The 25,706-nt window shown below is 64.9% G+C and carries 32 protein-coding genes; 7 read left to right on the plus strand and 25 right to left on the minus strand.

The window, feature by feature from the left end; all coding sequences use genetic code 11:
* Positions 1 to 12: 12 nt before the first annotated feature.
* Complete coding sequence (locus C0V72_RS00580) at positions 13 to 315, plus strand: putative quinol monooxygenase (protein WP_101791263.1); 303 nt, start codon at positions 13 to 15, stop codon at positions 313 to 315.
* A 2-nt stretch (positions 316 to 317) separates the two neighbouring features.
* Here C0V72_RS00580 and C0V72_RS00585 read toward each other — a convergent pair whose 3' ends face one another.
* The 5 genes from C0V72_RS00585 to C0V72_RS00605 form a co-directional block, all read right to left on the minus strand.
* A complete protein-coding gene (locus tag C0V72_RS00585; protein WP_101791264.1) occupies positions 318 to 1,742 on the minus strand; it encodes a DUF1295 domain-containing protein in 1,425 nt (474 codons plus the stop codon).
* Positions 1,743 to 1,888: 146 nt separating this feature from the next.
* Positions 1,889 to 3,235 (minus strand): PQQ-binding-like beta-propeller repeat protein, encoded by a 1,347-nt coding sequence (locus C0V72_RS00590; protein WP_101791265.1) that lies wholly within the window; start codon positions 3,233 to 3,235, stop codon positions 1,889 to 1,891.
* A gap of 24 nt (positions 3,236 to 3,259) precedes the next feature.
* Positions 3,260 to 4,066 (minus strand): tetratricopeptide repeat protein, encoded by an 807-nt coding sequence (locus tag C0V72_RS00595; RefSeq protein WP_101791266.1) that lies wholly within the window; start codon positions 4,064 to 4,066, stop codon positions 3,260 to 3,262.
* A 156-nt stretch (positions 4,067 to 4,222) separates the two neighbouring features.
* A complete protein-coding gene (locus C0V72_RS00600) occupies positions 4,223 to 5,362 on the minus strand; it encodes a glycosyltransferase (protein ID WP_101791267.1) in 1,140 nt (379 codons plus the stop codon).
* Positions 5,359 to 6,237 carry an alpha/beta fold hydrolase gene (locus C0V72_RS00605; RefSeq protein WP_101791268.1) on the minus strand — a complete coding sequence of 293 codons (879 nt, stop codon included), beginning with the start codon at positions 6,235 to 6,237 and terminating at the stop codon, positions 5,359 to 5,361. Before C0V72_RS00605 ends, C0V72_RS00600 begins: the two co-directional genes overlap by 4 nt.
* Positions 6,238 to 6,310: 73 nt before the next feature.
* Between C0V72_RS00605 and C0V72_RS00610 the strand changes: the two genes are divergently transcribed.
* The gene (locus C0V72_RS00610; RefSeq protein WP_101791269.1) at positions 6,311 to 7,723 is read left to right on the plus strand and encodes a protein adenylyltransferase SelO; all 1,413 of its coding nucleotides are present in this window, start codon (positions 6,311 to 6,313) and stop codon (positions 7,721 to 7,723) included.
* Between the two features lie 89 nt (positions 7,724 to 7,812).
* Positions 7,813 to 9,225 carry a succinylglutamate-semialdehyde dehydrogenase gene (gene astD, locus C0V72_RS00615; RefSeq protein WP_101791270.1) on the plus strand — a complete coding sequence of 471 codons (1,413 nt, stop codon included), beginning with the start codon at positions 7,813 to 7,815 and terminating at the stop codon, positions 9,223 to 9,225.
* Between the two features lie 10 nt (positions 9,226 to 9,235).
* Here astD and C0V72_RS00620 read toward each other — a convergent pair whose 3' ends face one another.
* A complete protein-coding gene (locus C0V72_RS00620; RefSeq protein WP_101791271.1) occupies positions 9,236 to 9,955 on the minus strand; it encodes a hypothetical protein in 720 nt (239 codons plus the stop codon).
* 319 nt (positions 9,956 to 10,274) lie between these two features.
* On the opposite strand from C0V72_RS00620, the gene rarD reads away from it, so the two are divergent.
* Positions 10,275 to 11,186: an EamA family transporter RarD gene (gene rarD, locus C0V72_RS00625; protein ID WP_101791272.1), complete on the plus strand. Its 912-nt coding sequence runs from the start codon at positions 10,275 to 10,277 to the stop codon at positions 11,184 to 11,186.
* Here the strand turns inward: rarD and pyrC are convergent.
* Positions 11,178 to 12,221 (minus strand): dihydroorotase, encoded by a 1,044-nt coding sequence (pyrC, locus tag C0V72_RS00630; protein WP_101791273.1) that lies wholly within the window; start codon positions 12,219 to 12,221, stop codon positions 11,178 to 11,180. The two genes, rarD and pyrC, sit on opposite strands and share 9 nt — an antisense overlap.
* A 141-nt stretch (positions 12,222 to 12,362) precedes the next feature.
* Here pyrC and ygfZ point away from each other — a divergent pair, with 141 nt between their 5' ends.
* Positions 12,363 to 13,088: a CAF17-like 4Fe-4S cluster assembly/insertion protein YgfZ gene (ygfZ, locus tag C0V72_RS00635; RefSeq protein ID WP_101791274.1), complete on the plus strand. Its 726-nt coding sequence runs from the start codon at positions 12,363 to 12,365 to the stop codon at positions 13,086 to 13,088.
* 17 nt (positions 13,089 to 13,105) lie between these two features.
* Here ygfZ and C0V72_RS00640 read toward each other — a convergent pair whose 3' ends face one another.
* The 4 genes from C0V72_RS00640 to rplU form a co-directional block, all read right to left on the minus strand.
* The gene (locus C0V72_RS00640) at positions 13,106 to 13,702 is read right to left on the minus strand and encodes a TetR family transcriptional regulator (RefSeq protein WP_101791275.1); all 597 of its coding nucleotides are present in this window, start codon (positions 13,700 to 13,702) and stop codon (positions 13,106 to 13,108) included.
* A 49-nt stretch (positions 13,703 to 13,751) separates the two neighbouring features.
* Positions 13,752 to 14,300: a GNAT family N-acetyltransferase gene (locus C0V72_RS00645; RefSeq protein ID WP_101791276.1), complete on the minus strand. Its 549-nt coding sequence runs from the start codon at positions 14,298 to 14,300 to the stop codon at positions 13,752 to 13,754.
* Positions 14,301 to 14,510: 210 nt separating this feature from the next.
* Positions 14,511 to 14,780 carry a 50S ribosomal protein L27 gene (rpmA, locus tag C0V72_RS00650; RefSeq protein ID WP_101791277.1) on the minus strand — a complete coding sequence of 90 codons (270 nt, stop codon included), beginning with the start codon at positions 14,778 to 14,780 and terminating at the stop codon, positions 14,511 to 14,513.
* A 14-nt stretch (positions 14,781 to 14,794) separates the two neighbouring features.
* Complete coding sequence (gene rplU, locus C0V72_RS00655; protein WP_101791278.1) at positions 14,795 to 15,175, minus strand: 50S ribosomal protein L21; 381 nt, start codon at positions 15,173 to 15,175, stop codon at positions 14,795 to 14,797.
* A 233-nt stretch (positions 15,176 to 15,408) separates the two neighbouring features.
* Here rplU and C0V72_RS00660 point away from each other — a divergent pair, with 233 nt between their 5' ends.
* Both C0V72_RS00660 and C0V72_RS00665 read left to right on the plus strand, forming a co-directional pair.
* Positions 15,409 to 15,921, plus strand: coding sequence for a hypothetical protein (locus tag C0V72_RS00660; RefSeq protein ID WP_101791279.1), 513 nt, complete (start codon positions 15,409 to 15,411; stop codon positions 15,919 to 15,921).
* Positions 15,918 to 16,607, plus strand: coding sequence for a Crp/Fnr family transcriptional regulator (locus C0V72_RS00665; protein WP_101791280.1), 690 nt, complete (start codon positions 15,918 to 15,920; stop codon positions 16,605 to 16,607). Before C0V72_RS00660 ends, C0V72_RS00665 begins: the two co-directional genes overlap by 4 nt.
* A gap of 47 nt (positions 16,608 to 16,654) precedes the next feature.
* Here the strand turns inward: C0V72_RS00665 and C0V72_RS00670 are convergent, their stop codons facing one another.
* From C0V72_RS00670 to C0V72_RS00730, 14 genes are all read right to left on the minus strand, one after another.
* Positions 16,655 to 17,092: a hypothetical protein gene (locus C0V72_RS00670; protein WP_101791281.1), complete on the minus strand. Its 438-nt coding sequence runs from the start codon at positions 17,090 to 17,092 to the stop codon at positions 16,655 to 16,657.
* Between the two features lie 69 nt (positions 17,093 to 17,161).
* Positions 17,162 to 17,623, minus strand: a complete 462-nt coding sequence (locus C0V72_RS00675) for a molybdenum cofactor biosynthesis protein MoaE (RefSeq protein ID WP_101791282.1) — start codon at positions 17,621 to 17,623, stop codon at positions 17,162 to 17,164.
* A complete protein-coding gene (locus C0V72_RS00680) occupies positions 17,623 to 17,883 on the minus strand; it encodes a MoaD/ThiS family protein (protein ID WP_101791283.1) in 261 nt (86 codons plus the stop codon). Before C0V72_RS00680 ends, C0V72_RS00675 begins: the two co-directional genes overlap by 1 nt.
* Before the next feature lie 126 nt (positions 17,884 to 18,009).
* Entirely contained in the window at positions 18,010 to 19,077 is a 1,068-nt protein-coding gene (moaA, locus tag C0V72_RS00685; RefSeq protein WP_101791284.1) for a GTP 3',8-cyclase MoaA, read from the minus strand.
* The gene (locus C0V72_RS00690) at positions 19,070 to 19,387 is read right to left on the minus strand and encodes a Rossmann fold domain-containing protein (RefSeq protein ID WP_143704495.1); all 318 of its coding nucleotides are present in this window, start codon (positions 19,385 to 19,387) and stop codon (positions 19,070 to 19,072) included. Before C0V72_RS00690 ends, moaA begins: the two co-directional genes overlap by 8 nt.
* Before the next feature lie 4 nt (positions 19,388 to 19,391).
* A complete protein-coding gene (locus C0V72_RS00695) occupies positions 19,392 to 19,778 on the minus strand; it encodes a dihydroneopterin aldolase (RefSeq protein WP_101791286.1) in 387 nt (128 codons plus the stop codon).
* A 72-nt stretch (positions 19,779 to 19,850) separates the two neighbouring features.
* Positions 19,851 to 20,753 carry a class I SAM-dependent methyltransferase gene (locus C0V72_RS00700; protein WP_101791287.1) on the minus strand — a complete coding sequence of 301 codons (903 nt, stop codon included), beginning with the start codon at positions 20,751 to 20,753 and terminating at the stop codon, positions 19,851 to 19,853.
* Positions 20,753 to 22,180 carry a threonine synthase gene (gene thrC / locus C0V72_RS00705; protein WP_101791288.1) on the minus strand — a complete coding sequence of 476 codons (1,428 nt, stop codon included), beginning with the start codon at positions 22,178 to 22,180 and terminating at the stop codon, positions 20,753 to 20,755. The genes C0V72_RS00700 and thrC overlap by 1 nt, the downstream gene beginning before the upstream one ends.
* 11 nt (positions 22,181 to 22,191) lie before the next feature.
* On the minus strand, positions 22,192 to 22,761 hold the full coding sequence (locus C0V72_RS00710) for an SURF1 family protein (RefSeq protein ID WP_101791289.1): 570 nt from the start codon (positions 22,759 to 22,761) through the stop codon (positions 22,192 to 22,194).
* A complete protein-coding gene (locus C0V72_RS00715) occupies positions 22,758 to 23,132 on the minus strand; it encodes a DUF983 domain-containing protein (protein WP_233999709.1) in 375 nt (124 codons plus the stop codon). The genes C0V72_RS00710 and C0V72_RS00715 overlap by 4 nt, the downstream gene beginning before the upstream one ends.
* Positions 23,132 to 24,004, minus strand: a complete 873-nt coding sequence (locus tag C0V72_RS00720) for a cytochrome c oxidase subunit 3 (RefSeq protein WP_101791290.1) — start codon at positions 24,002 to 24,004, stop codon at positions 23,132 to 23,134. Before C0V72_RS00720 ends, C0V72_RS00715 begins: the two co-directional genes overlap by 1 nt.
* A gap of 35 nt (positions 24,005 to 24,039) precedes the next feature.
* Positions 24,040 to 24,639 (minus strand): cytochrome c oxidase assembly protein, encoded by a 600-nt coding sequence (locus C0V72_RS00725; RefSeq protein WP_101791291.1) that lies wholly within the window; start codon positions 24,637 to 24,639, stop codon positions 24,040 to 24,042.
* On the minus strand, positions 24,639 to 24,770 hold the full coding sequence (locus C0V72_RS16705; protein WP_267893422.1) for a hypothetical protein: 132 nt from the start codon (positions 24,768 to 24,770) through the stop codon (positions 24,639 to 24,641). The genes C0V72_RS00725 and C0V72_RS16705 overlap by 1 nt, the downstream gene beginning before the upstream one ends.
* Positions 24,767 to 25,693, minus strand: a complete 927-nt coding sequence (locus C0V72_RS00730) for a heme o synthase (RefSeq protein ID WP_101791292.1) — start codon at positions 25,691 to 25,693, stop codon at positions 24,767 to 24,769. Before C0V72_RS00730 ends, C0V72_RS16705 begins: the two co-directional genes overlap by 4 nt.
* Positions 25,694 to 25,706 lie beyond the last annotated feature (13 nt).

Here is a 25,706-nt window from a genome sequence, read left to right on the forward strand (position 1 = left end):
GGGGAGGCCAAGATGCTGATCGTATTAGCCAAGGCGCACGTCGGCGCGGGCGCACTGGAACCGGCACGGGCGGCGATTGCCGACATGGTGGCCGCCTCCAATGCCGAGGAAGGCTGCATCGCCTATGCTTTCACGCAGGATGTGCTTGACCCTTCGGTGATCCACATCGTCGAAAAGTGGCAGAACGATGCAGCGCTGACCGCGCATTTCGCCACCCCGCATATGGCAGCATTCGGCGCGGCGATTGCGGGGCTCGATTTTCAGGTGGTGGAAGCGATCAAGTTTCACACCGACGAAGGATTGCCGGTGATGTAATCCTACTCCGCCGGGAAGGGCTGCGGCTCTTCGTGGCGGGGCGGCGGGTTGCCGGTCAGCATCCGCTTCACCCGCGCCAGCGGCGCGGTGATGAGCCCGTGCTGCTCCATCCACGCATGATATTCCCGGTATTTGGGATCTTCGGCGAGCAAATGCGCCTCCTCGGTCCGTGCGCGCCAGTAATATATTGCGTTGACCACCAGCAAGAAAACGCAGTTACGGGTGGCCTCTACCAGTGATCCATTGGTGACCATGAAAGGCAGAACGCTCGCCCACCAGAACAGGTTTTTCGACAGATAGGCCGGGTGGCGGGTGAAGCGATAGGGCCCGTGGGTCAGCACCCCGCGATAGGTCAGGTTGGAAAAGCGGATGCCGAACGCCACCGTCGCCCAGGCGTAAATGCCTGTCAGAAACAGCAGAACCCCGCCCCACGCCCACAGCAAAGCATCGTTCCCGGCAAACCAGTGCGCCCAGCCCGGCGTATCGAATTCATAGCTCAGAACCGAATTGCCCGGCCCGATAATCCCCCACACAAACGGGGGATAGCACAGCAAGGCTGCCAGCCAGCCTGCCAGCAGGGGATTGCCCGAGCGGATATGCGAATCGAGCGGCCGCAGCGTCAAAAGATAACCGACGGTGCCGATCTGCACATCGATCACGAACAATAGCGTCACCAGCAACATCACGAATTCGACAGGCCGGCCAATCAGTTGCTCCGGATTGCTCTCGACAATCTGCGCAAAGCCCGGCGGCAGGATCGAGATCATGAAGGCGCCGAAAAAGCCCTTGATCGCCCAGGCCCGCCAGTGCTTGGCGATCGTCGCGCCATCCCATTGCTCGCGCCCGATCACACCGCCGCCGAGCATGAAAGCGCCAAACTGGAAGGTCGCATCGCGCGGCTCTACCAGATAACGATCAAGCCAGATAACGTAAGGAACCGAAAGGATTACCAGCGGCAGAAGCGCGAAGGTCAGCACCTCCATCGCAAACAGGTAATTGCCGCCCCAATACCACCGCGCCAACCCGTAAAATGCCGCCAGCCCGGCCCATGTCGCCCACAAGCCGCACAGTTTCACCACCGACACCGGCAGGGTTTCGGCCAGCGATCGCTTCAGCGACCATTCGATCCCGGTTGAAGGGCGCAGGTGGACCTTGTCAACCAGCAGGGACCATGCAGCCATCGGGAGGGCAGTAAACACCATCGCAGCCAGCGCCGCATAGGGCCCCGACAGCACCCCGCGTTCGCCCCCCAGCGCCCCGCCGATCCCCAGCACGCCGGCGATTTCAGGGTAGGACCGGCAGAAGGCAATCCATAGGATCAGCCCCGCCAGCCCGACCAGCCCGACCCCGGACGACACATCGCTCACCGGCAAGCCCGGCGGCCGTGCGAAGCGCGGGGTTGGAGAGGGCAAAGACGCAGCAGTCATGACCCATGCGCCTTACAGCACAAGGGTTAACGGCCCGCCAAAACCCGTCAAAACGCGTCAAAACCCGCATCGGGGCGGTCAAAACCGGGTCTGGCAGGTATCCGGACGGGCCTGGGCCCCACCCTGCGCCAAACCCCGGTTGGAAACTACTTCCAGGCGTGGATCGTGCCGCTGTCATCCAACAGGTAAAGGTGCCCGTTCGCCACCACTGGCGGCAGACTGACCGGTTGGCCGATATCGGCAAACAGGCTGGCCGAACCTTCCGCCGCGCTCACCTTCCACATTTCACCTTCCGAACTGGCGATCCACAGCTGGCCGCCTGCCAGCACCGGGCCGGTCCAGAAGATCGGGCCCTTTTTGTCTTCTTCATCCTTGTAGCGTTCAAGCTGGGTGATCCAGCGCACCCGCCCCGATGACCGGGCAATGGCGAGCAGGCGCGCATCATCGGTCAGCGTAAAAATCCATTCACCCGCAATCGCCGGGGTGGAAATGCCCGCAAGGTTCAATTCCCAGATCCGCTGGCCGGTGACCAGTTCATAGGCCGCCATACGGCCGCCCTGCCCCAGCGCATAGACCCGGCCCGAATCGATGATCGGATCGGCGTCGATATCGGTGATGGTACCCACCGTGGTCGAGATATTGGTGCGCGCCAGCGCGTCTGACCACAGCGTCCGGCCGTTTTCATAGCGGTAGGCCGACAGCTCGCCGCTGGAATAGCCTGCCACGATCGTGCCTTGCCCGGCGGACGGGGCCGCGACACCGAACACACCCGACTGGGTGTTCGATCCGCTTTCATCCCACACCAGCGATCCATCCGCGATGTTGAGCGAGATCAGCTGATTGTCCTGCGTCATCACGAACAACTGGCCAAAGGCAATCGTCGGCGATCCGCGCAAGGGGCCTGCGGGCTTGACCTTCCACAGCACCTCGCCCGTCTCGGCATTCAGCGCCTTCACATCACCAATGCCGTTGGTGGCGTAAAGCTTGCCCGCTTCGTAGCTGACCCCGCCGCCAAAGGCCGAGGGCGCCTGATCCTTGGTCATCTCGCCATCGTCACGGGTCCACAGCTTGGCGCCGGTGGTCTTGTCGAAAGCGACAATGACGCCGTCCGTGCCTTCGGCAAACAGCATGTTGCCGCCGATCACGGGCGATGCGGCAAGGCGCATGCGGTTGGTCGATCCGGCAACCTGCGCGGTCCACAGCTTGGTGGGGTTTTCAGCCAAGGCAAGGTGGCCATAGGATTTGCTGGCTGAACCGCCGGCCTGCGCCCATTCGGCATTGGGGCGTGCGGGCGGCAGCACCACGCTGATCCCGGCGAGTGCCGGGTCGACTTCGGCACCGCTTTCAATGCGGGAGAGGATCGGCATGCGATTGCCGATTGTGGGCGTGGCCTTTTCGTCGCCGCCGCCGAACAACCCGCCCTTGCAGCCGGTCAGCCCGGCGGCCAACACGCCGGCCAGTAGCGCGGCACGCATAATTTTCGTGTGTGTCATAGAAGTGCGTTCCAATCCCTCGTCCTATTCGGCCGCAGCGGCGCTGCCGCTATCCCCCTCGGACGTGACCCCTGCATCCTTGAGCAATTTATCCACGTCGACCACCGCATCCACGCCCAGCAGGCCTGCCATCTGGCGGGCGCGGCTGCGCAGGGTTTCGGGCTGATCTTCGTCCTTGGCAATATCAGCGAACAGCTTGCCCGCCGCCGCACGGTTGCCGCTTTCCAGATGGGCCATCGCCACCAGTTCACCGGCCGAGCCGAAATAGGCATTGCCGGGCTTGGCGAGACCACCCAGCTGCGCGATCACGTCGGCGGGTTTCATCCGGTCAAAATTGACGCTGACATCGCGGATGCGGGCCAGATCGCGCAGCGCAGGCGGCGCATCGGCATCAGCGGCAATTTCCTTGAACAGGCCGCTGGCCTTGGCCGTGTTGCCTTCTTCCAGCGCGGCGCCCGCCTGCACAAACCGCGCTGCGGCCCGCGCGCCGGGTGAATTGCCGTCAGCCAGCAAGGGCGCGACCTTGTCCGCCGCGGTCTTGAAATCGCGCTGATCGGCATAGTCGAGCGCCGAGATCAGCGTTTCGGACTGCCGTTCCAGATCAGCTTCGGCATAGTGATCCCACACGAGCCAACCGCCCAGCACCGCAAGCCCCAGACCGATCACGCCGAGCACCTTGATCCCATGCGTCTGCAAGAAGGTCAGCACGGCATCTTCGCGCACGGCCTCGTCAATCTCGCGGATCAGGACATCGTCCTCGCGAGAGGCGCCCGGGGTCTGAGCGGGGGCCAGTGCAGATGATTGCGGAGGGGTGGTCGGAGTGCGCGCCATGGGGGGCCAGTGATCCTCGTTGAACTCATAAACTGCAGGCCATGCCGCAGCGTTGCGCGCTCTTTAGGCAGGTGGAGCCGCGCACGCAATGGCACGGGAGATACGGGCGCTCAGATGGCGGGCGGCAATTGAACGGGGGATGAAGCGTCGCGCGGTTCAGAAGGCCCGGCCCATTGCTGCCGAATAGGCCGCTTCGTACCGGGCAAGCATGGCGGCAAGGTCGAACTCGCTGCGCGCCCGCGCCTGATTGGCGGCGCCGAGCTGCGCGCGCCACGCGGCATCGGCGGCCAGCCGCGCCAGAGCCGCTGCCAGCGCGGCAGTATCGCCCGGCGGCGTGATCGCTGCGCGGTTGGGGTCGGCCACGATCATGTGCACATCCCCCACCGCTGGCGCGGCAATCGGGAGGCCCGCGGCCATCGCCTCAACCACCGAAAGCGGGAATTGTTCGGATGCAGATGACAGCGCGAAGATATCGAACAGGCCCACCACCCGCGCCGGATCAACAGCGCCGGGCAGGTGGAGGCGGCCTGTCATGCCGTGCGCGGCAGCGGCGGCGAGGATCGCATCACGCTCCGGCCCTTCGCCGCAGATCACAAGGTGCCATTCCGGCGGGAGCGCCGCGCAAGCCTCCACCAGCACCGGCAGCTGCTTGACCGCGCGCAGGCCCGCCAGCGTGCCGACCCAGCGTTGGCCCGGCGGCTTGGCCAATGGCAAAGCGGCAGGATCGGGCGCGGCGGCGAAGGCGGCGGTGTCGATACCGTTAGGGATGCGCAGCGTCCGCGCAGGCGGCTGATGCCAGGCATCGCGCGCGGTGGCCTCCAGCCGGGTGGACGGCACGATCAGCCGCGCCGCCCGCCCCAGCGCGGCGCGGCGATAGAGGTTGCGGACGGGCTTCAGCCGGTTCGCTTCGTCTTCGTTAAAGCCGTCCTCGTGATGCACCAGCGGAGGCAGGCCAAACGCGCGTGCGAACATCCGGTGCGCCATCACCACATCCATCGCGCCCCAATTATAGGTGCAAATGAGGTCATAGGGTTTGAGCGCCCGCGCCAGCGCTGCCAGCCGGGCCGGTGTGGGCCGGCCCTTCATCGCGGGGAAATCCTGCGGGTAGGCCACCGGCACAGCCGCGCCGATCAGCGCTGCGGCCCCCATCGCATCCGGCTCGGCGGAGATAATGGTGTGATCGAGGCGCGGCCCCCAGGCGTTCATCAGCCGGGCGCAGCGCACTTCCTTGCCGCCAGCGGAAAAGGTCGAATGGCAATGCAGCAGGCGCGGGACAGCCCCGGCAGGCGTGGTCACTCGGCCGCGTCCAGCAGCGCGTGGATCGCTGCGCGCACCTCGGGCTCGTCCAGCGTCGGGGCATGGCCCACACGTGCCACCGTCACCGCGCGCATCGCCGGGTTGCGCATGCCCATCTGCTTGACCGTGTCCTCGCTCAACAAATCCGACAGCGCGCCGCGCACCAGCAGCATCGGCACGCCCGCCAGCGCTTCAAAGGCGAGCCACAGGTTGGCAGGCGCGGCGTTACCGGGCTTGGCGAAAGGTTCGGCGATCGCCATGTCGTAATCGTAACTGATCCGGCCGTTTTGCGTGACGATCATCGTGCGCTTGGCCATTTCGAGCCACTGGTCGAGGTCGTAATCGGGAAAGGCGGCCCCATGCGCTTCGGCCAGACCGCGCGCTGCGTGAACCCAGGTCGGGTAGCTGCGGCCCTGCCCGACATAGCCCGAAATCCGCGCAAGACCCGCAGGATCGACCTCGGGGCCGATATCATTCATGACCACGGCGGCCATGCGGCCCGGCATGGCTGCGGCCATCAGCATCGCCATCAAGCCGCCCATCGAAGTGCCGACCACCGCAAAGCGGGTGATACCCTGTTCGGTCAGCAGCTTTTCGACATCGGCGACATAGGTCATCGGGGTGTAGCTATCGGAATTGGCGGCATAATCGCTCTGCCCGCGCCCGCGCATGTCCGGCACGATCACGCGGCGGCTGACGGCAAGGCTTTCGGCCAGCGCGGCAAAATCGCGCGCGTTGCGGGTCAGGCCGTGGAGGCACACGACCGGTAGCTTGCCCGCATCAGCGCCGTCCGCATCCGGGCCGGGATAATTGCGGTAATGCAGGTTCAACCCGTCGCTGCTGGTCCAGAAGCGGTCTTCGTAAGTGGCAGCCATGAACGGCGATATTCCCTTTGATCATTAACCTGCACGGCTTGCGCGCACCCGCGCTTGTCCCCACTATCGCGGGATGAGCGATGCTGTGCAACTCCCCGATGCGTCTGTCCCCTATCGTTCCGACCCGGCGATCATGACACTGGCGGATTGGCTGGGCGATCCGGTCGCTCCCGCCGATTTCCCCGAAACACGGCTGCGCTGGCGCAATGACCGGGCCGCGGCCAGCGTCGGGCTGGACAGTCTGAGCGATACGGACTGGGCGGCGCATTTCGGACGCTTTGGGCCGCTGCCCGGCAATCTGCCGCAACCGCTGGCGCTGCGGTATCACGGGCACCAGTTCCGGGTGTACAATCCCGAAATCGGCGACGGGCGCGGGTTTCTGTTTGCGCAAATGCGCGGGGCCGACGGGCGGCTGATGGACCTTGGCACCAAGGGATCGGGCACCACCCCGCACAGCCGCAGCGGCGACGGGCGGCTGACGCTGAAAGGTGCGGTGCGCGAAATTCTGGCGACCGAGATGCTGGAGGCCTTGGGCGTCAACACCTCGAAAACCTTCAGCGTGATCGAAACGGGCGAGCGATTGTGGCGCGGGGATGAACCCAGCCCCACCCGCTCTGCCGTGCTGGTGCGCCTGTCGCATTCGCACATCCGCATCGGCACCTTTCAAAGGCTGCTGGCGCTGGAGCAGGCGGACGAGATGGCAGCGCTGATCGACTATTGCCTCACCCACTTTCCCGCCCCGCCCCCGCCAGAGGACGCGCCCGACCGCGATAATCCCGCGATCCGCCTGATGCACGCCGTAGTGGAGCGCATGGCCGATCTTGCGGCGAGCTACATGGTCGCAGGCTTTGTCCACGGGGTGCTCAACACCGATAACATGAACGTGACCGGTGAAAGTTTCGATTACGGCCCGTGGCGCTGGCTGCCCGAATGGGAACCGGGCTTTACCGCCGCCTATTTCGACCATGCGGGCCTTTATGCCTTTGGCCGCCAGCCCGAAGCGCTGCACTGGAACTGCGGCCAGTTGGCGGTCGCGCTGCGCCTCCATGCCGAGACCGCGCCGCTGGTCGCCGCGCTCGAACGCTTCGGGCCGCTCTATATGGCGGCGGTGGCGCGGCGGTGGTGCTGGCGGCTGGGCGTTGTCAGCCAAGGGGTTGAATCCGACACGCAGCTGGTCGGCGCCTGCGAGGCAGCCATGCGCGAAAGCCGTGCGCAGCCCGATGCGTTTTTCTTCGCCCATCGCGGCGGCCGCGGCGCGGCGGACGGCGAGGTGGGCGCGGCATTGGCGGGCTATCAGCCGGTCACCGACCCGCATCCCTATTGGAGCGACCCCGGCCCGCAATCCCTGCTGATCGAGGAGGTGGAGGCGATCTGGGCCGCTATTGATGAAGGCGATGATTGGGGCCCGCTTGATGCCAAGGTTGCCGCCCTGCGCCGCATGGGCGCCGCCCATGGCGCGCCGCCAGTGCCCGCAGGCCATGCCTGAGCGTGCGCTTGGCTCTATCTTTTCTGCGCCATACGCGATAGTTGCGCCACCGGTTACGGGGCAGGAACGACAGGCAGACGGACGGTACGTTGACCGAAGATATCCTCATTTCCACCGAACCGGCCACCGGCGAGGAATTGTGGCGCGGGCCGGTGGGCGATGTCGACGCTGCCGTCAGCACCGCTCGGCGCGCCTGGGCCGCATGGGCTGCCCGCCCGCTGACCGACCGCATCGCAGTGCTGCGCGTCTTTGCCAACCTCGTGCGCCGCGACGGCGAGGTGCTGGCCGAACTGATCGCCCGTGAGGCCGGCAAGCCCCTTTGGGAAGCCCGCGCCGAAGTCGACGCGGTGGTCGCCAAGGTGGATATCTCGGTCCAGGCCTATGCCGAACGCACCGGCAAGAAGAAGTTTGACGCCGGACTCAATGGCAGCGCCGCTGTGCGCCACAAGCCGCACGGCGTGATGGCGGTGCTGGGCCCCTACAACTTCCCCGCACATCTACCCAATGGCCACATTGTACCGGCGCTGATCGCGGGCAATGCCGTGCTGTTCAAGCCTTCGGAAAAGACCCCGGCAGTGGGCGAGGCGTTGGTCGCCGCCTTCCACAGCGCGGGCGTGCCCGAAGATGTGATCCAGCTGGTGATCGGCGGGCCGGACCAGGGCAAGGCGCTGGTCGGCCACCCGGGGGTTGACGGTGTGCTGTTCACCGGTTCGGCCAATGCCGGGATTGCGATCAACCGCAAACTCGCCGCCAATCCGGGCAAGATTGTCGCGCTGGAGATGGGCGGCAACAACCCGATTGTCGTGATCGACACGCCCCAACTGGCCGATGCCGCCGCGCTGATTGTCCAGAGCGCCTTCGCCAGCGCCGGGCAACGCTGCACTGCTGCGCGCCGGCTGATTGTCAAAGCCAGCATGTTTGACGATCTGATGGCCGAACTCGTGCCGCTCACGCGCAAGCTGATGGTGGGCGATCCGCTGGGCGAACCGCAGCCCTTCATGGGGCCGGTGATCGACAACGAGACCGCTGACCGCCTGTCCGAAAGCTTTGTTGCGCTGATGACAGCCGGCGGGCGCGTGCTGCTGCACATGCGCCGCACTGTGCCCGATCTGCCGTTCCTCAGCCCCGGGATCATCGATGTGACCGATGTGCCCGACCGGGCCGATATCGAACTGTTCGGCCCCATGCTGCAAGTGATCCGCGTACCCGATCTCGACACCGCGATTACCGAAGCGAATAACACCCGCTTCGGCCTATCAGCCTCGCTCATCGGCGGCGGGCCGGATGATTACGGGCGGTTCTGGGCCAATATCCGTGCGGGGATCATTAACTGGAACGCCCCCACCAACGGGGCTTCATCCAAAGCGCCGTTCGGCGGGATCGGCCTGTCGGGCAATCACCGCCCGGCGGCCTATTACGCCGCTGATTACTGCGCTTACCCCGTCGCGAGCACCGAACGCGACCAGCCGCGCGGGACCATCATGGTCGGGATGCGGCCCTAGGGTTGCAGGCCTAAGGCGCGCGGTAAATCAGCGTGACACCGGTCAGGCCGTGGGCGGCCGGGCGCACATGCACGGCCAGTTGTTCGCCGCCTTGGCCTGCTGCTGCAATGCGGGGCGCCGGGGTGCCGAAGTGCTGCGGGATCAGCCCGGCCCGGCCGCTTTGGACATAGTGATAATGCAGCACATCGTTGCTGGCTGCGGCGATGGTGTAGCGCACGATGCGGATCCGGCAGGGGGCAGCATCGGCTCCGCCCGCCTGCACCACCATGGCGAGCTTCGGGATCGCAGCGGCCCGCGGCAGGGTGGCAGCCAGCGCGAAATCTTCCCTGAGCCGCGCAGCGCAAGCCCCCGGCGCGCCGACCGCGCCCAGCAGATCGGCCGGGCTCGACAGCGGGCCAATGCCGCCGCGCCCTGCCCCTTGCTGCGCTGCAGGCAGATCGGGGAACGGCCCTGTCTCCAGCAGTTCGAGCCGTAGCAGTTCACGCGCGTCCATGGCGTCTCCGCCGGGGGCAGCGATGACTGGCAAGGCATGGCTATCGACAAAGCCGAGCGCGGCATTGGCATCGTTGCGGCTAGCCAGATCGGGATCGGTCATCAACGGATCATGCAGCGCGCGGGCCACCACCGGATCGCGCGCAATCAAGGCTGCGTCAGCGCTTGTCTGATCGGAATCGTCAGCGCAGCCCGCAAGCCCGAAGCACAGCAAAGGAATGATGGAGGCCCGGTGCATGGCGCGGCAATGCCACAAGATGGTTAACCCGCGCCTTACCGGCCGGCAAAAACGCCTCCGGAGCCAGCTGGCCCCGGAGGCGCTTCCCGCAGCGGTCATCAGACCATCCGCGCCGACGACCATTTGGTGGGAATGGCCGCAAGGTCATGAAACACCGTTTGAAGCCGCAAGCAGCGCAGCGGGTGTCGTGCAATGTTGTTCATGTATAAAGCCCTAAATATGAACGATGCGCCAGCAAGCCTGACAGCCATCGTTCATTCGCAGAGACCGGCCCGGCCCGCTTGCGCAGCGTGGCCCGGCCTCCTAACGCGGCAGCACCATGACCGCTCAGAGCCCCGCACCCCCGACTGCCCCCACCCCATCGGGCTTGGCGCCTGCACTGGGGGCCTATCTGATCTGGGGCTTCCTGCCACTGTACCTGATGCTGGTGAACACGATCCCGGCGGTCGAATTTGTCGGCTGGCGGATCATCTGGACGCTGCCCTTCTGCCTCGTCATCGTCGCACTGCGCGGGCAATTTGCCGAGGTGCTGGCCGCCCTGCGATCGCCGCGCACCCTGCTTGCGCTGCTGGCGAGCGCGGTGCTGATCGGGATTAACTGGTTCGTCTATATCTGGGCGATCATGGCGGGCGAGGTCTATGCGACCTCGATCGGCTATTACCTCAACCCACTGCTGAATGTGCTCTTGGGCACGCTGTTTCTGGGCGAGAAATTGTCGCAGCGGCAGTGGCTGGCGGTCGCCATCGCCACCATCGCCGCCGCGCTGCTGGCGGCCGGCGCGCTGACCAGCCTGTGGATCAGCCTGTCATTGGGTTTCAGCTTTGCCCTTTATGGCTTTGTTCGCAAACAGGTGGTGGTGGGATCGCTGCCCGGCCTGACCATCGAAAGCGCGATCCTGCTGCTGCCCGCAGCCGCCATTGCCGCATGGTATGCGGCAGGCCCGCAAGGGTCATCCTTCGGGCAAGATCCCATGCTGAGCGGGCTGATTATCCTGTCGGGCGTGGTCACCGCTGTACCGCTGCTGCTGTTTGCGCTGGCGGCGCGGCGGATGGATTATTCGACGCTGGGTTTTCTTCAGTATATCGCGCCCACGATCGTGTTTTTCCTCGGCCTGTTCGTGTTCGATCAGCCCCTGGCACCGATCAAGCTGGTGAGCTTTGTGCTGATCTGGATCGCGGTGGCGATCTTCGCGTCCGACCTGTGGGCCAAGCGCAAGGCGGCGTCAGCCTAGGAATTTCCACCCGAGGGTCTGACCGCCGTGCCAGGGGACGATGTCCTCGCCGGTCACCTGCAACACCGGCGGTACTGCGAATTCGCGGCGTTCCAGCGTTATGCTCTCCTCATTGACCGGCAGCTTGTAGAACGCCGGGCCGTGGAGCGAGGCAAAGCCTTCGAACGCATTCAGCGCACCTTCCTCGTCAAACACCGTGACATAGCTTTCCAGCGCGGTGGGCGCGCCGAAGATGCCGGCACAGCCGCAGGCGCTTTCCTTGTCGCGCTTCAGGTGGGGGGCGGAATCCGTGCCGAGGAAAAACTTCCCCGATCCCCCCGTCGCCGCTGCTCGCAACGCCAGGCGATGCGTCTCGCGCTTGGCAACCGGCAGGCAATAATTGTGCGGCTGGATCCCGCCGACCAGCATCGCGTTGCGGTTAATGTGCAGGTGCTGCGGCGTGATGGTCGCGGCGACCTGGGGCCCGGCTGCCATCACAAAGTCCACGGCATCGGACGTGGTGATATGTTCAAACACCACGCGAAGCTTCGGAAAGGCCGCAACAAGGCTGCGCAAGTGCCTGTCGATGAATTCTTTTTCGCGGTCGAACACGTCGACATGCATGTCGGTCACTTCGCCGTGAATGCACAGCACAATGTCTTCTGCCTCCATCCGGGCGAGGACGGGATAGAGGTTCTCGACGTTGGTGACCCCAGCGGCTGAATTGGTGGTGGCGTTGGCGGGATACATCTTGGCTGCGGTGAACACGCCGCTCGCCGCGCCGCGGGCCAGATCGTCGGCATCGGTGTTGTCGGTGAGATAGCAGGTCATCAACGGGGTGAATTGCACGCCATCGGGCACCGCCGCCATGATCCGGTCGCGGTAGGCCGCGCCCAATTCGGTGGTTGTCACCGGCGGGGTCAGGTTGGGCATCACGATCGCGCGGGCAAACTGGCGCGCGGTGTAGGGCACCACTTCGCGCATGATCGCGCCATCGCGGAAATGCAGGTGCCAGTCATCGGGGCGGCGGATCGTCAGGCGGTCTGGCGCGGACATCGAGAAAACTCCGTTCGGGCTGAGCTTGTCGAAGCCCCGTCCTCGTTCTTGTAGCGGGCCAATAGAAGAAAGTGCGGCCCTTCGACAAGCTCAGGGCGAACGGGAATTGATGGAAGTCGCCTGCACGCCTACCTTGGTGCGATGCCAACAATGCTGACCGACCGCGCGATCATCCGCCTCACCCCGCTGGACGAGAGCGAGAACGTGCCTGCCTTTCTGCAAGGCCTTGTCACCAATGACGTGAGCGGTCCGCTGCCCTGTTACGCCGCGCTGCTTTCGGCACAGGGCAAGCACCTGTTCGATTTTCTGGTGTGGGCTGACGGCGCTGACCTCCTGCTCGATTGCGAAGCGGCCCATGCTGATGACCTCGTCAAGCGCCTGTCGATGTACCGCCTGCGCCGCAAGATTGCGATTATGCGCGACGATGCGCTGGCGGTTCACTGGAGCCCCGTACCGCACGCCGGTGCTGTCCCCGATCCGCGCCTGCCTGATCTTGGCTACCGCTGGCTGAGCGCGCCCGCTGGCGAGAGCGCAGATGGTGCATGGCTGGCCCACCGCCTGTCGTTCGGTGTGCCCGAAGGCCGCGCAGAGCTTGGCGATATCCTGTGGCTGGAAACCAACGCGGCCGACCTGAATGGCGTCAGCTTCACCAAGGGCTGCTATGTCGGGCAGGAAAACACCGCGCGAATGAACTGGCGGCAGAAGGTCAATCGCCGGTTGGTGGTGGTGCCGCTGGCCGCATCAGACCACACACGGCGCGTGGCGGCCTATCCCGATCTGGGGCTGGCGGTGGATCACCTGCGCGTGGAGGGTCTTGATCCTGCTACCCTGCCCGCCTGGCAGCGCGCCGGGGTGCTCGCACCGTAAAAAGCCCTGCCAGAAGCCTAGGCCTGTTGGTGATCCGCAAGACTCGCTTCGAGCATCATCGTCGCCCGGCCTCGCGCCGCATCACGCGGCAGGCCGAGGGATTTGGCCAGCGCGCCGCCGATCAGCGCATCGCCCAGCGCCATCAATACCAGCGTCAGGGTGTCATTGTGGATCGTCTGCGCGCCCGCTGCATGATCCGCCTCGGCCGGTGCCAGCTCATCCACCAGTTCATGAATGGTCGAGATGATCGGATCGAGCGCGTCTTCATTACCGGTCAGCAGCATCCAACTGGTCAACGCGCCTGCGCCTTCGCGGTCAAAGGCATCAAACGCCAGATCGACCACTTCGCGCGCCGATCCCAGCCCGGCGCGGCTGGCTCGCACGGCATCGATAATCGTCTCGCACACGGTCTTGGCCAGATGCTCGGCCAAAGCCTTTTGCAGGCCCGATGCCGAGCCGAAGTGGTGGAGCAGATTGGCATGGGTGCGCCCGATCCGGGCCGAGACCGCCTTCAGCGTCACCGCCTGCGGCCCCGTTTCGATCAGCAGAGCGCGCGCCGCAGCAAGCGCGGTGCTGCGGGATTCCTCGGGCGTTAACCGTTTGCGACTGGCCATACGGCTGCGGCCCTAGTGGATTTTGCAGATGCGAACAAGCGGGCCGCGGTCATGCGGCGCGGGCGACCGGGGCCGGATCCATCGCCGCCTCGCTGTCGAGGACATACTCGACCGAATCGGTCTCCGCCCCGCGAGCGAGGCTGAAACGCCGCCTGACCTGTCCGGTCGGCACGAAGCCGAGCTTGCGCAGCACCCGGCCCGAGGCAGGGTTGTCGGCAAAATGTCCAGCCGTCAGCCGCGTGTGGCCCAGCGTGCGGGCTATCTGCAACACGGATGCGGCGGCCTCGGTGGCATAGCCTTGCCCCCAGTGTTCGCGCGCGATCCAGTAACCGAGCTCGGGCTCTGCCCCAAATTCAGTGGCATGTTCGCCCAACCCGGCACTACCGATCACGCCAACGCCCGGAAGGGTCACGAGGAAATGCGGCAGATATGGGTCTTGCGGCAGCGCCGCAAAGGCGCGCGCATCATCCAGCGTATAGGGCCATGGCGCGCGTGCCAGATTGCACGCGATGGCCTTGTCGTTGATGCCTGCCAGAATGGCGTGGCAATCCTCGGGGAAAGCCGGCCTCAGGAACAGTCTCTCGCTGCGGTGGAACACATTCTCTCTCCCTCGCCCCGCGCCGCCCTAAAGCGCACGCATGACAATTTTAAGGCCGCGAAACATTATGATTCGACAGGCCTTTTGAGGGAGAATGCGAAAAGGGAGACGGACCCCCTCATACGAGGATGATCCCATCTCCCTCTGATGGCAGGTCTTGCACCCGCCGGGACCATCCTTGCCGGACGATCCCTTTATCGAATCGTCCGCTTATTCGGCGGCTTCGGCCATCGCGTCTACCGACACGTATTTGCGGCCGAGCTTGCCCGAATGGAATCGCACAACGCCTTCGCTCAGCGAATAGAGCGTGTGGTCCTTGCCCATGCCGACGTTCACGCCGGGATAGACGCGGGTGCCGCGCTGACGGATGATAATGTTGCCGCCGATCACTTCCTGACCGCCGAACTTCTTCACGCCGAGGCGACGACCAGCCGAATCACGACCGTTACGCGACGAACCGCCTGCTTTCTTATGTGCCATGGTTCAGTCGCTCCTTATTCTGCGGCGGGCGCGGCGTCTGCCGGCGCTTCGCTCTTGGTCTTTTTGGCAGCCGCCTTCTTGGCGGGCTTTTCTTCGGCAGCACCAACGGCGGTGATGCGCAGCAGGGTGAGCTGCTGGCGATGGCCGTTCTTGCGGCGATAGTTGTGCCGGCGACGCTTCTTGAAAACGATCACCTTCTCGCTCTTGGCCTGAGCGATGATTTCCGCCGAGACGGTCACCGCGCTCACGTCGGCGAGGTTATCGCCTTCGCCGGCGAGCAGAATGTCACCCAGCGTGATGGTGTCGCCAGCTTCGCCAGCGAGCTTTTCAACGGCAATCTTGTCTCCAGCGGCAACCCGGTATTGCTTGCCGCCAGTGCGCACTACAGCGAACATGGCTTTATACTCTCAAATCTGTGCTGGTTCAGCTGGGCAGAAACACCCGCGCCAACCGAACGGCAATGCGAGGCGAGCGAAGGTGCAGCCCCGGAAAGATGCGTGCCGTTAAGGGAAAGGTGCCCCCAAGTCAACGCCTGACCAGCCCGGTGCCGACCAAAATGTCGCAAGGCCAGCTGTGTGAGGACGCTTTGCCATTGGCGGGTGTCATGGTAACAGGACATCGGATTATTATGCACACCGTCACAAGACAATTTGCCGCCACGGCCCTGCTGTTCGGAGCAGCGCTGTCCGGATGCGCCGGCAGCGGTGACACCTATCCGTCGCTGGCCATGCGCCCGTTTGAAAGCGGTAATCCCGCGCCCAGCCCCGCCGAGGCCCAGCCATCCGTTCCGATTCGCCCTATGACCGCGCCAGCACGGCTGGCCGAGTTGCGGCAGGCAGCTGTGCGCGCTCATACCGCTTTTACGGCGCAGCAAGGCCGCGCCGCGCCGCTTGCCCGGGCTGCTGCCGGGCAGCCGGTGACAAGCAACGCCCGCGCGGCTGCGGTGGTGGCGCTGGCGGACCTCGATTCGCGGCGTGCGGAGACAGCCGCGACGCTGACCGCGCTCGACCAGCTGGCCGCCGAGGCCGCAGGCGCGCTCGCCGCCGACCCGGGCTTGACCGCAACCCAAACCGAAGTGGCTGGGTTGGTGGCCGAACAGGATGCGGCCATCACCGCCTTGTGGAAGACACTGGGTTCGTGAACCTGGCGTGCAGCACCTGCCCGGTCAACGAGACCGCAGCCTGCGCGGTGCTGACCCTGGAAGAACGCGGCGCCATGGCCGCAGCCGGGCGCACCCGCGTGCTGAAACGCGGCGAAATGCTGTTTGCCGCAGGGGATGAACAAGCGGCCTGCGCGACCTTGCTGACCGGCGCGCTCAAGGTTTCGGCCGTGGACATCGACGGCAACGAACAGATCCTTGCGCTCGTCCATCCGGCGGGCTTCATCGGCGAGCTGTTTGCGCCTTTCGCGCATCACGATGTCGTCGCGCTGACCGAAAGCCAGCTGTGCACCTTTGCCAAGGCCGATATCGAACGCGCGATCGAGGATTATCCGGCGCTGGCCCGCGCGCTGCTGCGCCGCAGCCAGGCCGATCTGCTGGCGAGCCGCAATCTGCTGGAATTGACGGGCCATGCCAGCGCCGAAGCGCGGTTGGCCGCGCTGCTGCATGATTTTGCGGGCGCGGCAAGCCACAGCTCCTGCCATCTTGCCGTGCATTTCGAACTGCCGCTGACGCGCGGCGAAATCGCCAATATGCTCGGCCTCACGATTGAAACGGTCAGCCGCAAGCTGGGCGAGCTGGAAAACATGGGCGCGATCCGGCGGACCGGCAAACGCGGCATCGATGTGCTGGATGCGGCAGTGTTGCAGGATATTTCGGGACGGTAGCGGCCTCGGGGCGACGGCACGCACGCGCGGCCGCCGCCCCGATCGGTTCAGGCCACCACAGCGGCGATCACCGCCACGGCCAGCCCCCACACCACCAGCAGCACCGGCAGGATCAGCACCTGGATAGTCGCATCCCTTGCGGCCAGCCGCCCGGTGGCGGTCATGATCCCGCGCGCGGCGAACTCGCCGATGGTCTGCGGCTCGGAAGCATTGCCCGCCAGCCGCGTCCAGATCGCCGGGACGCCGAAGCCTGCGACGATGAAGACCACGAAGATCGCCATCGGGATCGCCAGCGCCGGACCCGCAAAAGCGCTGCCGACCACCAGCAGAAAGCCGAGATAGCCTGCCACGGTCGCGCCGTAGAGCGCGGTGGGGAGCCCGAAATTGCGGTCGCTTTCGACCTGATGGCGGACGGGCGCTTCGGCGGGCGCGGCAACAACGCGGGCGTCGCCGCGGGCGATCAGATCGTGGACGATGTGACTCATGGTGATCCTCCTTGGGTGTGGAGGCATGATTAGAGCAGCCCGCGCAGCCCTGCTTTGACGCCGATCAAATCAGCTGTGCCAGCGTGCAAGGTCGCTGTGGTCCTGTTCGCGCGGCTCGATCCAGTGCCATTGGCTTTCCCCGTTCTGGGTGGCGCGCTTTTCGCGCTTCCAGAACCACGCGGCGCTTTTGAGGTGGTCCATGCAGAAATCCACCGCATCGATCGCATCACGCCGGTGAAGCGCGGCGGCCGAGACGCAGACAATCGGCTCACCCGGGCGCATCACGCCGACGCGGTGCACCATCAGCAGGCCCATCAGGCTGAAACGCGCAAAGGCACGGTCGGCCAGGCTATGCATTCCCGGCAGGGTCAAGGGCTCATAATGGGTGAGTTCCAGTGCCTCGACGCCCTGATCCTGTCGCACCTCGCCAACGAAGGTGCACACGCCCCCCAGCCCCGGATTGGCCTGTGTGAAGGGGCCGATCAGCGTACCGGGGATGAACATCTGGGTCAGCAGACGGATGTCGCGCATCAGCCGCCCGAGACTGGCGGAAGGAAAGCGATCTCATCGCCATGCCGCGCGATAAGCCCTTCACGGTCGGCAAGCACCTCACCGTTAAGCGCGACCTTCACGCGCTCATCACGGACGGCATCGGCAAGACCTTCACGGACATGATCGTCCAGCAAGGCGAGGATATCCGGCCAATCAAGGTCGCCTGAACTTGAAACGAACTGGCTTTCGGATTTGCCCGCCGCATCCGCGAGCCTTCCGAGATAGACAATCCGGATCATGGCTCGCCGCCCTCGTCATTGCGAGGAGCCGCAGGCGACGCGGCAATCCATGGATTTCCCGTGTTCCCAGAGGCCATCCTCGGTCCATGGATTGCTTCGCTACGCTCGCAATGACGACGCATGACGTCAGCCTCCCGTCATCGACATGTGCCGCGCCAGCGCCGGATCGGCCCCGCGCGTATCCATGCGGAAGTGGTGCTTTTCGGGCTTGATCCGCAGCGCCTCGTCCAGCGCAGCGGCGAGGTTCGCTTCGGGCGCGTCTGACCGCAGCGCCGCGCGCAGGTCCACCCGCTCACCCCCGCCAAGGCAGGGGTAAAGCTGGCCGGTCGCCGTGACCCGCAAACGGTTGCAGCCGCTACAGAAATTGTTGGTATGCGGCGTGATCAGGCCCAGCCGGCCGCCAGTCTCCGCCACCTCGACATAGCGCGCGGGGCCGCCGGTGGAAAAGGCGAGCGGGTTCAGCGTCCAGCGCTGCGCCAAGGCGGCCTCGACCGCATCGAGCGGCAGATACTGGTCGAGCCGCTCTTCCTCGACATCGCCCAGCGGCATGACCTCGATCAGGGTCACATCATGGCCGTGGGAATGGCCCCACGCGATCAGATCGGGCAGTTCATCCGCGTTCACGCCCTTCAGTGCGACAGCGTTGAGCTTCACCTTGAGGCCCGCTGCCTTGGCCGCTGCGATGCCTTCGAGCACCTGCGGCAGGCTGTCACGCCGGGTCAGTTGCGCAAACTTGGCCCGGTCCAGCGTATCGAGCGACACATTGACCCGCCGCACGCCTGCGCGCGCCAGCGCATCGGCATGGGCGGCCAGCTGGGTGCCGTTGGTGGTCAGCGTCAGTTCCGCCAGATCATGCCCCAGCCTGCGGCCCAGCGCGGTAAACAGATCGATGATGTCGCGCCGCACCAGCGGCTCGCCGCCGGTGATACGGATCTTGGTCACGCCGCGCGCGATGAAGCCGGTGGCAAGATCATAAAGCTCCTCAAGGCTGAGGACGTCCTTCTTGGGCAGGAAGGTCATGCGTTCGGGCATGCAATAGGAACAGCGCAGATCGCAGCGATCCGTGACCGAGAGGCGCAGATAGGTGATGCGGCGCTGAAAACTGTCGACCAGCGGCGGCGCGCTGTCTGCCGCGTCGCGCAGCACGATCAGGTCGGGTTGGCGGGATGGGGGGCGCGGCACATTGTCATTCATGGCACACAAGATACTGCCCTGTCAGCCCAGGCGCATCTGACAAAAAGCGTAACGTCGCATCGCGCGCCGCGCCCGGCAGGCCTGCAACCACATTGACCCGCTTGGGTGTCACTTCGCGTGCCAGATCGCGCGCCAGCGCAAGGCGCCAGTCGCGGTGGTCGTGCGGCGCGGGCGGCAGGATGATCGTGAGCGCGGTGGTCTGCGCCTCGGCCAGCACCGCGCGTGCCGCTTCAAGGTGGAAGGCCATGAACGCGCCTGCCGCATCCAGCGCCTGGTCGGGCAGCAATCCGACCTCGATGTGCCGCATCATACCCTTACGCCCCGTGGGCCGCAGGCCGTTCGCGGTGGAGAGTAATGCCGATCTGCTCGTCCGCTTCGGCAATCGCCAGCTTGACGATCTTGACCGTGACAGCCTGCACCTTGGCATCCTGCACGAACAGGGTCGCGCAGATGTGATCGGCGACCGCTTCGATCAGTTTGAAATGTACGCCCTGCGGCAAGCCGCCGCTGGCTGCGAACTTCAAATCCATGTAATTCTTGGATGCATCCAGCGGCGTGTCGGGATCATAGCGATCGGCCAGCGTGTAGCGCGCCGCGATCGAAATGCGCAGCGGCTGCGGTTTGCCCGTCTCTTCGGAATAAATCCCGGTCAGGACATCGACGAGCAGATCATTAACTTCAAGGGTCAGCGAATCGGTCATGGCGGGGCCTTAGAGCATCGCGCCGAAAAGTGGGCAGCGGTTTTCGGCTTCCCGCGAGCGATGCGGCGGCCGCTAAGCGGGATTGCTCCAGCGCGCGAAGATGGCGGTGGGCAGCAGGCGCGCGCCCCCATGCTCTGCGGCATCCGCTTCGCGCACCGCCAGATCGCCGTGTTCGATCTGCCCCGGCAGCCCGCTGAGCGCCTCGGCCAGCAGGCCCGCAATCGCAAGGCTGCTCATCCGCACAGCATAAACGGTGAGGAACAGGAACCGGCTATCGCTGTCCAGCAGCTTGGCGCAGTCGGCGATCAGGCCGGGCAGATGTTCTTCCAGCCGCCAAACCTCCCCATCCGGCCCGCGCCCGAATTTGGGGGGATCGAGAATGATCCCGTCGTAGCGCTTGCCCCGCCGCACCTCGCGCGCGGTGAATTTGGCCGCATCGTCGGTCAGCCAGCGGACCGGGCGATCCTCCATGCCGGACAGGGCAGCGTTGTCGCGCGCCTGTGCCACGGATTTCTTGGACGCATCGACATGGGTCACGCGCCCGTGCTGCGACAGGGCAAGGCTGCCGAGGCCGGTGTAACCGAACAGATTGAGCGTTTCAGCCTCGGTCATGCCCTCCAACTGCCCGCGCATCCAGTCCCACACCGGAGCCATGTCGGGGAAGAATTGCAGGTGGCGGAAGGGTGTGGGCCGCGCGGTGAAGCGCACATCGTTCCATGCCAGCGCCCAGCCTTCGTCAGGCACAGCACGCTCGAACTGCCAGCGTCCGCCGCCATCCTCGTCCGAGCCGGGGATGAACTCTGCGTCGGCGGGCCAACCGGCGCGGCGCGGCTGCCACATTGCCTGCGGTTCGGGGCGGATGAAGCTGTGGGGGCCAAACGCTTCCCATTTGCGCCCAGCTCCGCTGTCGAGCAGGCGATAGGAATCCCACCCCTCGCAGGTCATCACCAGGGGTTGCTGGACGAGATCAGCCATCAGACCGCGCTGGTCGAAGCCGCGCTCGTTCCGGCAGCATGGCCCAGCACATGGTCGCGGGTGGCGGCGTAATCGCCGGCGATTTCAACAAAGCTCTCCTCGCGCCCGAACAGGTCGCCCACGCGCGCGGGCAAGCCGGGACGCACGCCAATCGCGCGCTCCACCGCATCGGGGAACTTGGCAGGGTGCGCCGTCGCCAGCGTGACAATCGGCACGCCTGACGGCAGGCTGGCTGCCACTGCCTGCGCGCAGTGCAGGCCCACGCCCGTGTGTGGGTCGATCACCTGCCCGGCAGCGCGGTACGCCCATTGCAGCGCGCGCGCGGTTTCGGTCTGATCGGCGCGGGCGCTCGTGAACAGGGCGGCAGCGCCCTGCGCCTGTGCGTTGGTAAGGGTCATCGCCTTGCTGGCTTCAAAGGCGCGCATCTGTTCAGCCATGGCGGTGCCATCGCGGCCACCAGCGTCAAACAGCAAGCGTTCAAAATTGGAGGACACCTGAATGTCCATCGACGGCGTGATCGTTTGCGTGACGCCGCCTGCCGAATAATCGCCGCTCGACAGTGCGCGGTGGAGAATGTCGTTGATGTTGGTGGCAACAATCAGCTTTTCGATGGGCAGACCCATTTTCGCTGCAACATAGCCTGCAAAGACATCGCCGAAATTTCCCGTCGGCACCGAATACGCCACTGTCCGGTCAGGCGCGCCGAGTTGCAGGGCGCTGGCAAAGTAATAGACCACCTGCGCCATCAACCGCGCCCAGTTGATCGAATTGACCGCGCCGAGATTGAGCGTCGTGGTCACTTGCCCGTCGTTGAACATCCGCTTCACGTGGGCCTGCGCATCATCGAAGCTGCCTTCGATCGCGAGGTTATGGACATTGGGTGCGCGCACCGTGGTCATCTGGCGGCGCTGCACATCGCTGACCCGGCCTTTGGGGTGGAGCATGAAGATTTCGACCCGCTCAAGCCCGGCTACCGCCTGTATTGCGGCGGAGCCCGTGTCCCCGCTGGTCGCGCCGACAATTGTCAGGCGTTCATCGCGGCGAGCAAGGAAGGTCTCGAACAGGCGCCCCAGCAGTTGCAGCGCGACGTCCTTGAAAGCCAGTGTCGGGCCATGGAACAGTTCGAGCAGCCAGTGCTGCGGATCAAGCTGCACCAGCGGCGCCACGGCAGCATGGCCGAAATCGCCATAGACCGCGTGGCAGATCGCCAGCAGTTCGTCCTCGGTCAGGCTGCCTGCGACAAAGGGCGCCATGATCCGCGCGGCCAGATCGGGATAGGCGAGCCCGCGCATGGCGCGAATCTCGTCCATGCTGAACTGCGGCCATTCGGCGGGCACATACAGCCCTCCGTCACTGGCCAGCCCCGCCAGCGTCACCCCTTCGAAATCGAGCGCGGGCGCGCTCCCCCTGGTCGATACGTATTGCATGGGGGCGCGAGTTAGCGCCCTCGCCGCCTTAATGCCAGCACGTAGATGACCAGCGCGGTGAGAGCGAAGAAGAACCACTGCCCCGCATAGGCCAAGTGGTTGTTGGGCAGGTCGCCGGGATCGGGCTTGGCCAGCGGTTCAAGCCCGGCTTGCGGCGTTTCTGCCACGAGCCGGATGGTGTCGCCATAGCTGGCGATCCGGCCTGTCACCGGGCCGCCAGTCCAGCGCGGCGATTCGGGCGAGCGCGACCAGCCGATGGTAACGTCCGCCACGCCGCCGCCCGCATGGTCACACCGCGCGACATGCACCCAGCCCGAACGGCCGGTGGCAGACTTGCCCGAAATCGGATCGATGCCTTGCACCGCCAGACAATCAATCGTTGTCCGGCGGAACATATCGCGCGCGTAATCCGCAGGCTTCGGCCATGGCACGACAGCGCTATCGCCCAGCGCCGTCTCGTACCGCGCGATCAGCGCTTCTTTCTCGGCCTTTCGCCCCAATTGCCATACGCCAAGTCCGATCATGGTGGCGACTGCGGCCACCACAATGATCGTTGCAAATATCGGCACGCGGCGGGTCATGGCTGCTGGGTTTCCTCGTATTGGTGATAGACCCACATGGTCTTGTAGAGCCTGAGGCCGAAGATGACGCTCACCACCGTCAACGGCCCCCAGAACAGAAAGCTCGCCCACAGCGGCGGCCTCAGCCACTCGTCCACACCGAGCGCGGCGAGGATCAGCACCAGCGCCAGCAGCATCGTGACGACGCCAACAAACCTGCCGCCACGCTCCAGCGAACGAATATCCAGCCCGCAGTTCGCGCATTCATCCGCCAGCGCGGCAGGTGCGGCGAACAGCGTCTTGCCGCCGCACCGGGGACACAAACCGGAAAGGGCAGCCGAGACTAATCCCGGCTGCCCTTTGTGTTCATTCGGACTTTCGCCCGACGTCATCAATGGAATTCAGCACCCCAGCCGCCCCATACATAGATGGCCACGAACAGGAACAACCACACCACATCGACAAAGTGCCAGTACCATGCCGCCGCTTCGAAGCCGAAGTGCTGGCGCGGGGTAAAGTGGCCGAGATAGGTGCGATACAGGCAGACGCCGAGGAAGATCGTCCCCACCAGCACGTGGAAGCCGTGGAAGCCGGTCGCCATGTAGAAGGCGGAAGAATAGGTGTTGCCGCCAAAGCCGAAGGGTGCAGCGGCATATTCATAGGCCTGAATACAGCTGAACAGCGCGCCCAGCGCGATCGTTGCCCACAGGCCCTGCTTGAGGCCCTGACGGTCGCCATGGATCAGCGAATGGTGCGCCCAGGTGACCGTGGTGCCCGAACACAGCAGGATCAGCGTGTTGAGCAACGGCAGCGCGAAGGGATCGAGCACTTCCATGCCCGTGGGGATGAAAGCCGCAGCCGGTGCGCCTTCCTGACCGAACAGGCTGGTCGTGGTGCCAGCCACCGCGTCATAGGTCAGCGCGGTCGGGAACAGCGCGAAGTCGAAGAAGCTCCAGAACCACCCGACGAAGAACATCACTTCGGACGCGATGAACAGGATCATGCCGTAACGCATGTGCAGCTGAACCACGGGCGTATGATCGCCGCGCTCGGCTTCGACCACGATGTTCTTGAACCACATGAAGAAGGTGGCGATCAGACCGGCGAGACCCGCCCACATGACGATGCTGGCGGCGCTGCCGAACAGATCGGGGTGGAAGCTCAGCACCATTCCGCTGGTGAAGGTGAGCGCCGAAAACGAGCCGACCAGCGGCCAGATATCGGGTTCAAGGATGTGGTATTCGTGGTTTACTTTGCCAGCCATTGGTCGTTCCCGTCCCTGGGTTGTGCGTCAGATGGTCAATTGATGCCCGAGGCCGCCGGGTTTACCGGGTCCTTCGCGCGGTGAAAAGTATAGCTGAGCGTGATCTGTTCAACGCCGGCCATGTTCGGATCATCCAGCATCGCCGGATCGACGAAATACAGCACTGGCATGGTCACTTCCTGCCCGGGCTGCAACGTCTGCTCGGTAAAGCAGAAGCACTGGATCTTGTTGAAATACTTGCCCGCCTGTTCGGGCGTGACATTGAACGTCGCCATCCCAGTGATCGGCTGATCGCTGTCGTTGCGGGCGGTATAGGTCGCGATGTCGCGTTCGCCGATGGTGACGGTGTCGGTCGCCTGGACTGGGCGGAACGTCCACGGCATCCCCATCGCGCTGGTCCCGTCGAACCGGATCGAAATCTGCCGACCCGTTGCCAGAGTGGCCGCGCGGGCCGCGTCGCTTTCGGTTGCCTGCATCGTGGTTCCGCCAAAGCCGGTCACCTGACAGAACAACCGGTAGAGCGGAACCGAGGCATAGCCCAGCCCCAGCATCGCCAACGCGCCCGTAAAGGCGAGCGCCCCGGTCCGCAGATTGCGGCGGGCGGCATCATCCGAGACAGGCGGAAGCGTGGCCATCAGCCCGGATCCCCGATCCGCACGATGGTGATCGCATAGAACAACAGCACGAAAAACAGCAACGTGCCTGCCACAACCCAATTGCGCGCCTTGCGGCGGCGCAGGAATTCGCGTTCCTCTTCGGGGGTCATGCGATCCACCCCTGATAGGCCGCAACCCGGTCTGCCACGAGCGCGGCGAAGAGCACAAAGAGGTAGACGATCGAGAACTTGAACAGCGCCTTTTCGGGCGTCATGGCGTCAGTTTCGGCCCGCATCCGGGTGAACACCGGCATCGCCAGCACCACGAACAACGCGCTGAGCACGACCGCGACCGAGCCATAAATCCAGCTCGTCCCGCCAATATACCACGGCGCAATCGCAATCGGTGCGAGCAGCAGGGTGTAGATCATGATCTGACGGCGGGTCACCTTCTCGCCTGCCACCACCGGCAGCATCGGAATACCCACCTTGGCGTAATCCGACTGCACGAACAGCGCGAGCGCCCAGAAATGCGGAGGCGTCCAGAAGAAGATGATCGCGAACAGCAGGATCGGCATCGCGGTAATCTCGCCCGTGACCGCGACCCAGCCGATCAGCGGCGGAAACGCGCCTGCACCGCCACCGATCACGATGTTCTGCGGGGTGCGCGGCTTCAGCCACATGGTGTAGATGACAGCGTAATAGATAATCGCGCCAAACAGCAGCGCTGCCGCCAGCCAGCCGATGGCAACACCCATCAGCCCGACCGAGACCGCCGACAGGAAAATGCCGAAATCGCGCGCATCCTCGCGCCGCATCCGCCCACCGGGCAGAGGGCGGCTCATGGTGCGCTTCATTCCGGCGTCGATATCGGCTTCCCACCACATGTTGAGCGCCGCAGAGCCGCCTGCGCCCATCGCAATCGCGAGGATCGCGGTGAAACCAAGCACCGGATGGATTGTGCCGGGGGCCGCCAGCACGCCGCAGATCGCGGTGAAGATCACCAGCGTCATCACCCGCGGCTTGGTCAGGGTGAAGAAATCACGCCATTCCGTCGGGAGCGTCGCAGTGGTCTGAGATGCTGTGCTTGCCATTGTCATTTGTGTT

Source organism: Porphyrobacter sp. TH134, assembly GCF_002855495.1.
Classification (GTDB): domain Bacteria; phylum Pseudomonadota; class Alphaproteobacteria; order Sphingomonadales; family Sphingomonadaceae; genus Erythrobacter.

Coding starts and splice junctions, on each gene's coding strand:
- C0V72_RS00580 (WP_101791263.1), top strand. CDS start 13: ATGCTGATCGTATTAGCCAAGGCGCACGTCGGCGCGGGCGCACTGGAA.
- C0V72_RS00585 (WP_101791264.1), bottom strand. CDS start 1,742: ATGACTGCTGCGTCTTTGCCCTCTCCAACCCCGCGCTTCGCACGGCCG.
- C0V72_RS00590 (WP_101791265.1), bottom strand. CDS start 3,235: ATGACACACACGAAAATTATGCGTGCCGCGCTACTGGCCGGCGTGTTG.
- C0V72_RS00595 (WP_101791266.1), bottom strand. CDS start 4,066: ATGGCGCGCACTCCGACCACCCCTCCGCAATCATCTGCACTGGCCCCC.
- C0V72_RS00605 (WP_101791268.1), bottom strand. CDS start 6,237: ATGGCTGCCACTTACGAAGACCGCTTCTGGACCAGCAGCGACGGGTTG.
- C0V72_RS00610 (WP_101791269.1), top strand. CDS start 6,311: ATGAGCGATGCTGTGCAACTCCCCGATGCGTCTGTCCCCTATCGTTCC.
- C0V72_RS00620 (WP_101791271.1), bottom strand. CDS start 9,955: ATGCACCGGGCCTCCATCATTCCTTTGCTGTGCTTCGGGCTTGCGGGC.
- rarD (WP_101791272.1), top strand. CDS start 10,275: ATGACCGCTCAGAGCCCCGCACCCCCGACTGCCCCCACCCCATCGGGC.
- pyrC (WP_101791273.1), bottom strand. CDS start 12,221: ATGTCCGCGCCAGACCGCCTGACGATCCGCCGCCCCGATGACTGGCAC.
- ygfZ (WP_101791274.1), top strand. CDS start 12,363: ATGCCAACAATGCTGACCGACCGCGCGATCATCCGCCTCACCCCGCTG.
- C0V72_RS00640 (WP_101791275.1), bottom strand. CDS start 13,702: ATGGCCAGTCGCAAACGGTTAACGCCCGAGGAATCCCGCAGCACCGCG.
- rpmA (WP_101791277.1), bottom strand. CDS start 14,780: ATGGCACATAAGAAAGCAGGCGGTTCGTCGCGTAACGGTCGTGATTCG.
- rplU (WP_101791278.1), bottom strand. CDS start 15,175: ATGTTCGCTGTAGTGCGCACTGGCGGCAAGCAATACCGGGTTGCCGCT.
- C0V72_RS00660 (WP_101791279.1), top strand. CDS start 15,409: ATGCACACCGTCACAAGACAATTTGCCGCCACGGCCCTGCTGTTCGGA.
- C0V72_RS00670 (WP_101791281.1), bottom strand. CDS start 17,092: ATGAGTCACATCGTCCACGATCTGATCGCCCGCGGCGACGCCCGCGTT.
- C0V72_RS00675 (WP_101791282.1), bottom strand. CDS start 17,623: ATGCGCGACATCCGTCTGCTGACCCAGATGTTCATCCCCGGTACGCTG.
- C0V72_RS00680 (WP_101791283.1), bottom strand. CDS start 17,883: ATGATCCGGATTGTCTATCTCGGAAGGCTCGCGGATGCGGCGGGCAAA.
- moaA (WP_101791284.1), bottom strand. CDS start 19,077: ATGAATGACAATGTGCCGCGCCCCCCATCCCGCCAACCCGACCTGATC.
- C0V72_RS00690 (WP_143704495.1), bottom strand. CDS start 19,387: ATGATGCGGCACATCGAGGTCGGATTGCTGCCCGACCAGGCGCTGGAT.
- C0V72_RS00695 (WP_101791286.1), bottom strand. CDS start 19,778: ATGACCGATTCGCTGACCCTTGAAGTTAATGATCTGCTCGTCGATGTC.
- C0V72_RS00700 (WP_101791287.1), bottom strand. CDS start 20,753: ATGGCTGATCTCGTCCAGCAACCCCTGGTGATGACCTGCGAGGGGTGG.
- thrC (WP_101791288.1), bottom strand. CDS start 22,180: ATGCAATACGTATCGACCAGGGGGAGCGCGCCCGCGCTCGATTTCGAA.
- C0V72_RS00710 (WP_101791289.1), bottom strand. CDS start 22,761: ATGACCCGCCGCGTGCCGATATTTGCAACGATCATTGTGGTGGCCGCA.
- C0V72_RS00715 (WP_233999709.1), bottom strand. CDS start 23,132: ATGACGTCGGGCGAAAGTCCGAATGAACACAAAGGGCAGCCGGGATTA.
- C0V72_RS00720 (WP_101791290.1), bottom strand. CDS start 24,004: ATGGCTGGCAAAGTAAACCACGAATACCACATCCTTGAACCCGATATC.
- C0V72_RS00725 (WP_101791291.1), bottom strand. CDS start 24,639: ATGGCCACGCTTCCGCCTGTCTCGGATGATGCCGCCCGCCGCAATCTG.
- C0V72_RS16705 (WP_267893422.1), bottom strand. CDS start 24,770: ATGACCCCCGAAGAGGAACGCGAATTCCTGCGCCGCCGCAAGGCGCGC.
- C0V72_RS00730 (WP_101791292.1), bottom strand. CDS start 25,693: ATGGCAAGCACAGCATCTCAGACCACTGCGACGCTCCCGACGGAATGG.